The organism is Oryzihumus sp. (assembly GCF_036391795.1).
In the GTDB taxonomy this organism is placed as follows: Bacteria; Actinomycetota; Actinomycetes; order Actinomycetales; family Dermatophilaceae; genus Oryzihumus.
The window spans coordinates 1-9894 of sequence record NZ_DASVZH010000295.1; the positions used below are offsets into that span (position 1 = coordinate 1).

Sequence of the window (9894 nt, forward strand, 5' to 3'; positions counted from 1 at the left end):
CTGGCCCGGGTGCCGGGTGCCGGGTGCCGGGTGCCGGGGTGCCGGTGCCGGGGTGCCGCGGGTGTCGCGGGGGCCCGGGGGCCTAGCGGTAGCCGGCGCGGGTCTGCCGCGGCCCCGACCCCAGCGGACGCTGCGCCCGGCCGTCGTCGGTCGGTCCCAGCCCGCCCTGGCACCCGGGGCAGTAGAACATCGTCCGTTCCTGCGGCGGGTCCCCGATCATCGCCACGCGGATGGTGCCACCGCAGCGCCGGCACGGCCGCCCCGAGCGGGCATGGGCGTAACTGGTCTCGCCACGTCGGGTGCTGCCGGTGCTCGACTGCACCGCCTGCCGGCTGCTGGCCCGCAGCAGCCGGTGGGCGCGCTCGACCACCCCGGCGAGCGCGTCGTCGTCGACCTCGCCCACCGGCGCCCACGGGTGCAGCCCCTCCAGGAAGAGTGACTCGGCCGCCCACAAGGTGCCGATGCCGGCCAGGTTGCGCTGGTCCAGCAACGCGGCGCCGAGCAGCCGGCTCGGCTCGCGGCGCAGGTTGGCCAGAGCCAGGGAGGGGTCCCAGTCAGGCCCGAGCAGGTCCGGCCCGAGGTGGCCCACGAGCGTGCCTTCCTCCGTGGTCGGCACCAGGTCGAGCATGCCCAGGCGCAGTCCCAGGGCGGTCCAGTCGGCGGTGCCGAGGGCGGCTCGTACGCGGTCGCCGGCGAGCTGGCGCGCGGTGACCCGTGGCGTGGCCTCGACGCGCCACTGTCCCTCCATCCGCAGGTGGCTGTGCAGCGTCTGGCCGCTGTCCAGGCGCTGGAGGATGTGCTTGCCGCGGCTGAGCACCTCCAGCGTGGTCGCACCCCGCAGGTCTGTCGTCGCGAGCGAGGGCCAGCGCAGGTCCGCCACCAGCAGCGGGGATCCCGCCAGGGCCTGGTCGAGGCGGTGGGCGGTGCGCCAGACGGTGTCGCCCTCAGGCATGGATGGCCCTCACCGCCGCAGTCGCAGGCCGCGCGGGGTGGCGTGGAAGCCGGCCTCGGCCAGCGCTGCGGCCAGCGGGTGGTCGGAGCCGAGGACGGCCCCGCCGTCGGCCTTCTCGACGGTGAGCCGCCCGAGGGCACCCTCGCGCACGGCCAGCGCCAGCGCGTCGGCGGCCGCCTGCAGCACCGGCAGCTCCTCGGTCCAGGACAGCAGCGTCTTGCCGCCGCGCTCGACGTAGATGGCCAGGGCGCCGTCGACCAGGACCACGAGGGCCCCCGCCTTGCGCCCGGGCTTGTGGCCGCCCGCGTCACCGGCGCGCTCCGGCCAGGACAGCGCCGCGCCGTAGGGGTTGGCCGGGTCGGACGCGGCGAGGACCACGGCGGACGGTCCAGCCGGCCCACGCGCACCCGGGCCGCGTCTCCCCCCGGCCGCGCCGAACCCCGGCCGCGGCGTGCCACCAGGGCGCGACCCGGCACCGGTCCAGTCGCCGCCCCCCGGCAAGGGGGTCTCCCACTCGGGCATGGCGGGGGCCGAGGCCTCGGGCAACGGCCGGCTGAAGGCACGGAGCCGGTCGACCGCACCGGTGGTGGCGAACTGCGCCGCGCCCAGGCCCTCGACGAAGTAGCCCCGCCGCACGCGGCCCGACTCCTCGGCGGCGGCAAGAACGCGGTAGACCCCGGCGAACCCCCCGCTCACGCCCTCGGCGACCACCGACCCGCGGGTCACGACGCCGTAGCGGTCGAGCAGCACCTCGGCGGTCGCGTAGGACCGCACCGTGGCGTCCGGCTCCACCGGAGGCAGCAGGGACCAGCGCCCGGCAGCGGTCGGGGGACCCGACCGGGCGGGCAGCGCGGGACGACCCACCGCCGGACGGCGTCCGGACAGCGCCCCCAGGGAACCGGCGCGGCCGGAGTAGCGGGTCGAACGGGGTGCCGAGCGGCGTGGCTTGTGGGCCGTGCGTCCGCCGGAGAGCAGCGCCCGCAGCGGGGCCAGCGTGTCGTTGGTGACGTGCCCGGCCCACACCAGGTCCCACAGCAGCTGGGTCAGGGCCGCGTCGTCGGTGCTGCCCACGGCGTCGGCGAGGGTGCGGAAGAAGAAGGCCCCGCCGCCGGCCAGCGCGTCGAGCACGGACTGGTGCCCGGCGGTCAGCTCGAGCTCCTCGCCGGCGGGGGCCAGCGTCAGGTGGGCGGTCTCGGCCAGGTGGAGCGACACCCAGCCGTCGTCACCGGGCAGGGCGGCGTGCCCGCGCCAGAGGACCTCGCCCGAGGCGGTCAGCTCGTCGAGCAGCGCGGGGGTGTAGTCGGCGACCCGCGCGGGCAGCACGAGCGTCTCGACCGCGCTGGCCGGCAGGACCGCCCCGGCGAGCTGCTCCACCGCCCGCAGCACTCCCTCGGTGCCCCGCAGTCCGGCGCCGACGCCCTGCCACGCAGGCAGGAACCGTGCCAGGTCGACCGGGGGCACCGGCTCGACCTCGGCGCGCAGGGCCGCCAACGACCGGCGGCGCAGGGTCCGCAGCACCTCGGCGTCGCAGTAGTCGGTGCCGTGCTGGCCGCCGCCGGACTCCACGGGCCGCAGCTCGCCCTCGACCACCCGGCCGGCGCTGACGAGGCGGTGCACCGCGGTGCCGACGACAGCGGTGCCCAGCCCGAACCAGGTGGCCACGTCGTGCAGGGTGAACGGCCCGTGCGTGCGGGCGTAGCGCGCCACCAGGTCACCCAACGAGTCGGGCACAGGCTCCAGGAACACCTCGGGGACGCCGACCGGCACCGCGGCCCCCAGGGCGTCACGCAGGCGCCCGGCGTCCTCGATCGCGGCCCAGCGCTCCTCGCCGGCGATGCGGACGCGGATCAGGCGTCGGTCGCTCTCGAGGTCGACCAGCCAGCCGGAGACCTCCTTGGCCGCGGTGCCCTCCACGCAGCGCTCGCGGATCGCGGCCAGCGGCAGCGCCCCGAGCACCCGGACGAGGTCGGCCACGTCCTCGGCGTCGCGCGCCCGGCGCCCCTCGGCCAGGCGCTGCAGCTCGGCCTCGGTGCGGGCCAGCTCCGCCGGGTCGAGCAGGTCACGCAGGGCGGCGCCTTCGCCCCGGCCGAGGAGCTCGGCCAGCAGGGTGGGGTCGAGGGCCAGCGCGGCGGCGCGGCGCTCGGCCAGCGGGGAGTCGCCCTCGTAGAGGAACTGGGCGACGTAGCCGAACAGCAGTGACCGGGCGAACGGCGAGGGCGTGGGCGTCTCCACCTCGACCATCCGCACCGACCGCGAGCGCAGCTCACCCATGAGCCCGACCAGGCCCGGCACGTCGAAGACGTCCTGGACGCACTCGCGCACCGTCTCGAGGATGATCGGAAACGAGGCGTACTTGCTGGCCACCTCGAGCAGCTGGGCGGCCCGTTGGCGTTGCTGCCACAGGGCCTGGCGCCGGTCCGGCCGTCGGCGGGGGAGCAGCAGCGCCCGGGCCGCGCACTCGCGGAACCGGGAAGCGAACAGCGCCGAGCCGCCGATCTCGGTGGTCACGAGGTCGTGCACCTCGTCGGGGTCGAGCGCGACCAGGCCGAGCAGCTCGGCACCCACCGACCCACCCTGCTCGCCCTCGAGCTCGATGTCAGGCAACCGGAAGACGATGCCGTCGTCGCCGTGCATCGCCTGCACGTCGACGCCGAACCGCTCGCGCATCCGGGCCGAGACGCAGAGCGCCCACGGTGCGTGGACCTGCGCCCCGAAGGGGGAGTGCACGGCCACCCGCCAGTCGCCGAGCTCGTCGCGGAACCGCTCGACCACGATCGTGCGGTCGTCGGGCACGTGCCGGGTGGCCTCGCGCTGCTCGGCCAGGTAGGTCAGCAGGTTGTCGGCGGCCCACTCGTCCAGCCCGGTCGCGCGCACCCGCTCGCGGGCGTCCTCGGGCGTGGCGGCGACGATCTCGCGGACGAACTGCCCCACGGCGCGCCCGAGCTCGGCCGGCCGGCCAAGCGAGTCGCCGTGCCAGAACGGCAGCTTGCCGGGCTGACCCGGCGCCGGGGTGACCAGCACCCGGTCGTGGGTGATGTCCTCGATCCGCCACGAGGAGGACCCGAGGGTGAACACGTCGCCCACGCGCGACTCGTAGACCATCTCCTCGTCGAGCTCGCCCACCCGCCGGCCGGTGCCCTCGCCGGTGGCGAGGAACACGGCATACAGCCCGCGGTCGGGAATGGTGCCCCCTGAGGTGACCGCCAGCCGCTGCGCCCCCGGCCGCCCGGTCAGGGTGCCGGTGACCCGGTCCCACACCAGGCGCGGGCGCAGCTCGGCGAACTCGTCGCTGGGGTAGCGCCCGGAGAGCATGTCGAGCACGGACTCCAGGATCGAGCGGGGCAGCGTCGCGAACGGGGTGGCCCGGCGGACCACCTGCTCGAGGTCGTCGACGGTCCACTCGTCCATGGCGGTCATGGCGACCACCTGCTGGGCGAGCACGTCGACGGGGTTGGCGGGCACGCGCAGGGACTCGATCGCGCCGGCGCGCATGCGGTCGACGACGACGGCGGTCTGCACGAGGTCGCCGCGGAACTTCGGGAACACCACGCCACGCGAGACCGCGCCCACCTGGTGCCCGGCGCGCCCGACGCGCTGCAACCCGCTGGCCACGCTCGGTGGCGACTCGACCTGCACGACGAGGTCGACCGCGCCCATGTCGATGCCGAGCTCGAGGGAGCTGGTCGCGACCACGGCGGGCAGCCGGCCGGCCTTGAGGTCGTCCTCGATCAGGGCCCGCTGCTCCTTGCTCACCGAGCCGTGGTGGGCACGGGCGAGCACCGGGGCGGCGCCGTGGCTCTGGCCCGCCTGGGCCATGAGCTGGGCCGGGGTATGCCGTGCCGTCGCCTCAGGGGGCGGCTCACCGGTCCCCTCGGCCGCGGCTTCCAGCCGCTCCTCCCAGATCTCGTTGAGCCGGGCGGTGAGCCGCTCGGCGAGTCGCCGGGAGTTGGCGAAGACCAGGGTCGAGCGGTGGTCGGCGATGAGGTCGACGATGCGCTCCTCGACGTGGGGCCAGATCGAGGCCCGGCGCTCGGCGCCGGCGGCCGGCCCGGACAGGTCACCGGTGACCTCGCCGAGGGCGGACATGTCGGCGATCGGTACGACGACCTGCAGGTCCCACTCCTTGGTGGACTCCGGCTGGACGATTGAGACCGGCCGTCCTCCGGCGAGGTAGCGCGCCACCTCCTCGACCGGGCGGACCGTCGCGGAGAGGCCGACCCGCTGGGCCGGCTGCTCCAGCAGGGCGTCGAGCCGCTCCAGGCTGAGGGCCAGGTGGGCGCCGCGCTTGGTGCCGGCCACGGCGTGGACCTCGTCGATGATCACCGTCTCGACGCCGGCCAGCGACTCGCGGGCCTTGGAGGTCAGCAGCAGGAACAGCGACTCGGGCGTGGTGATGAGCACGTCCGCGGGCTGCCGGGCGAACAGGCGCCGCTCGGCCGCCGTGGTGTCGCCGGAGCGGACCGCGACCGACACCTCCGGCTGCGGCAGGCCCAGGCGGGTGGCTGCGTGCCCGATCCCGACCAGCGGGGAGCGCAGGTTGCGCTCAACGTCGACGGCCAGCGCCTTCATCGGGGAGATGTAGAGCACCCGGCAACGCCGCAGCGCCTCCGCGGGCGGGGGAGTGGAGGCCAGCCGGTCCAGCGCCCACAGGAACGCCGAGAGCGTCTTGCCCGACCCGGTCGGCGCCACCACCAGGGTGTGCTGCCCCGAGCTGATGGCGTCCCATGCCCCCGCCTGCGCGGCCGTCGGCGCGGCGAAGGACCCGCCGAACCACTCGCGGGTGGCGGGGGAGAAGCGGTCGAGGACGTCGGAGCTCATCGTGGAAGACAGCCTGCCACCCTGCACCGACACCGGCGCGGCGCCGATCGCCGAAACCCGGTGGACCGCCCGCGCGAGCCTGCCTAGCCTCACGCCCATGACCGCCGCCCCGCCCGTCATCCGCCTGCAGGACGCGACCGACCCGGCCGAGCGGGCGTCGGTCCGGCGGGTCGTCGAGGCCGCCTTCGGTGAGGAGGGCCCGCAGGTGGCCGACCTCGTCGACGCGCTGCAGGCCTCGGACGCCTTCGCCGGCCGGCTCTCCTACGTGGCGCTGCGCGACGGCGCCGTCGTCGGCCACGTGATGCTGACGCGCGGCTGGGTGGACGCCCCGCAGCGCCTGGTCGAGGTCCACGTCCTCAGCCCGCTGTCGGTGCTGCCCGAGCACCAGCGCGGCGGGGTCGGCCGCGCGCTCGTCGCCCACGCCGTCGCAGCGGCCGGGGACGCGGGCAGCCCGGCGGTGTTCCTCGAGGGCAGCCCGGCCTACTACTCGCGGCTGGGCTTCGAGCCGGGCAGCGCCCACGGGTTCACCCGCCCGAGCGTGCGCATCCCGGAGCCGGCGTTCCAGGTGGTCACCCTGCCGGCCCGGGAGCCCTGGATGACCGGTGCCCTGGTCTACCCGGACCCGTTCTGGGCCCACGACTGCGTCGGCCTGCGCTGACCCACCCGTCGGCCTCCACCGCGCCCGGGTCGGCCGTGGGGGCGCTGGCCGGCAGGGGCGGCTTCAGGGTCGACATGGCGGCGACGCTGCATGCGCGACGGTTCGGCCGTCGCCGAAGCGTGCCCGGCCTACGGTGGGCCCATGGCCACCGACTTCACGACCGTGGGACGCCTGCTTGGACCACCTGGCCGGGGAGCTCGGCGTCCGCGTCCACGACGCCCTGGTCGGGCACGGCTGGGTGGCGACGGACCCGGCATACCTGCTGACCGATGCCGGCGCCGGGGAGCTGCGGGCGCTCGGGGTGGACGTGGACCGCGCCCTGGCGGGTCGGCGGCCGGTGGTGCGGCCCTGTCTGGACTGGACCGAGCGCCGCTAGCACCTCGACGGGGCGCTGGGCGGCGAGGTGGCCCGGACCTTCCTCGAGCGCGAGTGGGTGCGGCGCACCCAGGGCCGGGGCCTGCGGCTCACGCCGGCGGGGGAGGAGCTGTTCCGGCAGCGCCTGGACCCGCCGCAGCCAGCGCCGGCTCGTGCGGCAGCCCGCTGACCCGGCGCCGGTCCATCTCGCGCCACTCGGGACGCAGCCCCGGCAGCAGGGTGGTGACGAAGTACAGCCCGCCGGCGACCGCGAGGGCGGGCGCCAGCCCCACGAGCGCGATCGCGGCACCGGCGCTGACCCCACCCAGCGGGATACCGACCCAGCACACCGCGTCGGACAGGGAGCCGACCCGACCGATGAGGTGGCGGGGGATGCGCTCGAGCATGATCGCGCCGAGCACCGGGTTGATGAACCCGGCGCCGAAGCCACCGACCACGCCCACCCCGACCAGGACCGCCACGGGAGCCCCCATCGCCAGCGCCACGAACCGCGGCGCCCCGCAGAGGGTGAACCCGACCAGGTAGGTCAGCCGGCGGGGCAGCCGTGCCGACCACGCTGTCGCGAGCAGGCTGCCCAGCGTGGCGGTCAGGCCGAACGTCGAGCCGAGCAGGCCGATCAGCTGCGGGCCGTAGCCGTGGTCGCGCACCCACACCGGCAGCAGCACCGTGCCGTAGGCGGAGTCGAGCCAGTTCGTCACGGCCACCATGGCCATGGCGGCCCGCAGGAGGGGCTCGCGGCGCAGGAAGTCCCAGCCCTGCCGCAGCCGGTGCAGGTATGCCGCCTCGCTCACCTCCTCGTTCGGCGGGGTGTGCCGGGGCGCGGTGGCCCCGATCAGGACCGCGGCGACGGCGAAGCTCAGCGCGTCGGCGAGCACCGCGCTGGCCGGCCCGATGGCGGCGATGAGCACGCCGGCCAGGCCGGGCGCGACGATCGAGGCGGTGCGGTTGGCGGTGCCCTCCAGCCCGGTGACCCGCTCCAGCGGCAGGCCCGCGGCGTCGGCGACGGCGGGCACGAGGGCGGACTTGGCGGCGTCGCCGGGGCCGCGGGCGCAGCCCAGGAGGGCGACCAGGCCCAGCAGCACCGGCAGGGTGAGCTGGCCCGTGGCATACAACAGCGGGATGCACGCGGCGACCACCGCGCTGACCACGTCGGCGGTCAGGCTGACCACCCGCGGGCCGCGCCGGTCGATCAGCGGGCCGCCGAGGGCCTTGACCAGGACGTAGGGGGTGAGCTCGAAGAGCACGACGAGGCCGGTCTGCGCGGCGGAGCCCGTCGTGGTGAGGACGAACCACGGCAGCGCGATGGCCGAGACCCGGGTGCCGGCGACGGAGGTGACCGAGGCGGTGAGCAGGCCGTAGAGGCTGCGCCGGGACCCCCCGGTGCGCGTCCGGCGGCGGGCGGCCCGGCTCATGACCCGGCGCCGGGGGTGACGAACTCCTGCAGCTGCAGGGTGACGCGCCGGGCGCCGCGGGGGGCCGGGTCGGGGGAGTCGGCGGCGCGGTAGCGCGCGATGACCGCCTCGAGGTCCTCGAGCAGGGCGGCGGCCTCCGTGGCGGTGAGGCGCAGGCCGTAGTTGCTCAGGGTCGTCGCGCTGTCCCACGCCTTCGGCAGCGTCGGCAGCTCGGCGATGGCCTGGCGCATGTTGGAGGAGTAGACCTCCGCGACCGCGTCGAGGTAGGCGCCCTCCAGCTCGGCGCTGTCCGGACCGGGGCTGCCCTGCAGGTACGTGCGGCGGTGGGCCGCCTTCCACCACCGGTCGCGGGCGTTGCCGCGCTCCTCGTCCTCCACGACGAGGCCGGCGCCTGCGAGCTGGCGCAGGTGGTAGCTGGTGGCGCCGGTGTTGACGCCCACGCGCGCGGCGAGCTGCGTGGCGGTGGCCGGGCCGTGGGCACGGAGCAGGCTGAGCAGGCGCATCCGCAGGGGGTGGGCCAGGGCCTTCATCGCCGAGGTGTCGAGGACGAGGTCCCGCTCAGGGTCGGGTTCGAAGCTGCGTGCCATGAGTCGAGGCTAGATCACAAAGAAATGTTTGCAAAGATCCCTTTGCGATTCCGATGCGGGATGGCGGCGGCGTCGGGAACGCTCAGCCCGCCGCTCGTGCCGGCACGGTCGCGACGGCGCAGCGCTGTCCGAGGCCGGTGGGGGAGCACATGGGCCCGACCCCGCAGGCGTCGATCTCGACGACCGCGTAACGCAGCGAGCCGGGAGGTGGGGCGGGGTCGACGTAGCGACGTGCGGCGCCGGCCGGGAGGCGGAGCTCCCCGACGCGGTCCCAGCGCGCCCCCGGTCCGCCACGCAGCACTCGGTAGGTCCGTGCCTCGGCCACGACCCGGGGGAGTCCCCAGGTGACGACCACGGCTCGGCCGCTGCGGCGCGCGGTCACACCGACCATCGACGGCCGGCCGTCGGCGCAGTGCTGCTCGAACGACTCGCCGCTCGCCCGCGCGGCGGGACGGCCCGCAGGGATGCCGGGGGAGCAGGAGGCCAGCGCGGCTGTGGCGAGCAGCCCCGCCAGCGCCGCCCGGGCATGGCCTCGGTGGCGCCGCGTGACATGTGGTGTGGAGCGCATGGCCACCATCCCCCGAAGGAACCGTGGCAGCACCGTACAAGTCACCCTCCGTGCCTGTCCCCGCCTCTGTGGACATTCGGCCCGGGCCCGCGGCAGGGACCGGGGTGGCCCGGTGCTGTGCGAGACTCGGCCGGTGCGGTTGAGCGACTTCTGGCGGCTGATGGACGACGAGTTCGGGGCGGGCTACGCCCGCTCGCTCGCGCGCGACCACGTGCTCGGGGCGCTGGGCAACCGCACGGCCGCCCAGGCGCTCGAGGCGGGCATCGGGCCCCGCGAGGTGTGGTTCGCCCTGTGCGACGACATGGACGTCCCGGAGTCGCGCCGGCTCGGCAAGGACCACAAGCCGCGGAAAACGGGTTGATCCCCTGTCGGTGTCCGGCACTAGCGTTGACGCCTGTGACGGGGACCGACGACGACATCCTCATCCGCGCGAGCGGGCTGACCAAGACCTTTGGCGACTTCACCGCCGTCGACGGCATCGACTTCGGCGTCCGGCGGGGGGAGGCCTTCGGCTTCCTGGGCCC

At 75.8% G+C, this 9894-nt stretch carries 8 protein-coding genes and 1 pseudogene; 4 read left to right on the top strand and 5 right to left on the bottom strand.

Going from position 1 to position 9894, the window contains the following annotated elements; genetic code table 11:
* Positions 1 to 82: 82 nt before the first annotated feature.
* Both VF825_RS18190 and VF825_RS18195 read right to left on the bottom strand, forming a co-directional pair.
* A complete protein-coding gene (locus tag VF825_RS18190) occupies positions 83 to 952 on the bottom strand; it encodes a DNA-formamidopyrimidine glycosylase family protein (RefSeq protein ID WP_331116013.1) in 870 nt (289 codons plus the stop codon).
* Positions 953 to 961: 9 nt separating this feature from the next.
* Entirely contained in the window at positions 962 to 5770 is a 4809-nt protein-coding gene (locus VF825_RS18195; RefSeq protein ID WP_331116015.1) for an ATP-dependent helicase, read from the bottom strand.
* 97 nt (positions 5771 to 5867) lie between these two features.
* Here VF825_RS18195 and VF825_RS18200 point away from each other — a divergent pair, with 97 nt between their 5' ends.
* Both VF825_RS18200 and VF825_RS18205 read left to right on the top strand, forming a co-directional pair.
* Complete coding sequence (locus VF825_RS18200) at positions 5868 to 6428, top strand: N-acetyltransferase (protein WP_331116017.1); 561 nt, start codon at positions 5868 to 5870, stop codon at positions 6426 to 6428.
* 175 nt (positions 6429 to 6603) lie between these two features.
* Positions 6604 to 6804 (top strand): hypothetical protein, encoded by a 201-nt coding sequence (locus VF825_RS18205; protein ID WP_331116019.1) that lies wholly within the window; start codon positions 6604 to 6606, stop codon positions 6802 to 6804.
* A gap of 88 nt (positions 6805 to 6892) precedes the next feature.
* Here VF825_RS18205 and VF825_RS18210 read toward each other — a convergent pair whose 3' ends face one another.
* The 3 genes from VF825_RS18210 to VF825_RS18220 form a co-directional block, all read right to left on the bottom strand.
* Positions 6893 to 8215 (bottom strand): MFS transporter, encoded by a 1323-nt coding sequence (locus VF825_RS18210; RefSeq protein WP_331116021.1) that lies wholly within the window; start codon positions 8213 to 8215, stop codon positions 6893 to 6895.
* A complete protein-coding gene (locus VF825_RS18215; RefSeq protein WP_331116023.1) occupies positions 8212 to 8802 on the bottom strand; it encodes a helix-turn-helix domain-containing protein in 591 nt (196 codons plus the stop codon). Before VF825_RS18215 ends, VF825_RS18210 begins: the two co-directional genes overlap by 4 nt.
* 82 nt (positions 8803 to 8884) lie before the next feature.
* The gene (locus VF825_RS18220) at positions 8885 to 9370 is read right to left on the bottom strand and encodes a hypothetical protein (protein WP_331116025.1); all 486 of its coding nucleotides are present in this window, start codon (positions 9368 to 9370) and stop codon (positions 8885 to 8887) included.
* Between the two features lie 133 nt (positions 9371 to 9503).
* On the opposite strand from VF825_RS18220, the gene VF825_RS18225 reads away from it, so the two are divergent.
* Together VF825_RS18225 and VF825_RS20125 are read left to right on the top strand one after the other, a co-directional pair.
* Positions 9504 to 9731: a DUF3046 domain-containing protein gene (locus VF825_RS18225; protein ID WP_331116027.1), complete on the top strand. Its 228-nt coding sequence runs from the start codon at positions 9504 to 9506 to the stop codon at positions 9729 to 9731.
* Between the two features lie 26 nt (positions 9732 to 9757).
* A pseudogene (locus VF825_RS20125) lies at positions 9758 to 9894 on the top strand (ABC transporter ATP-binding protein); the annotation flags it as partial.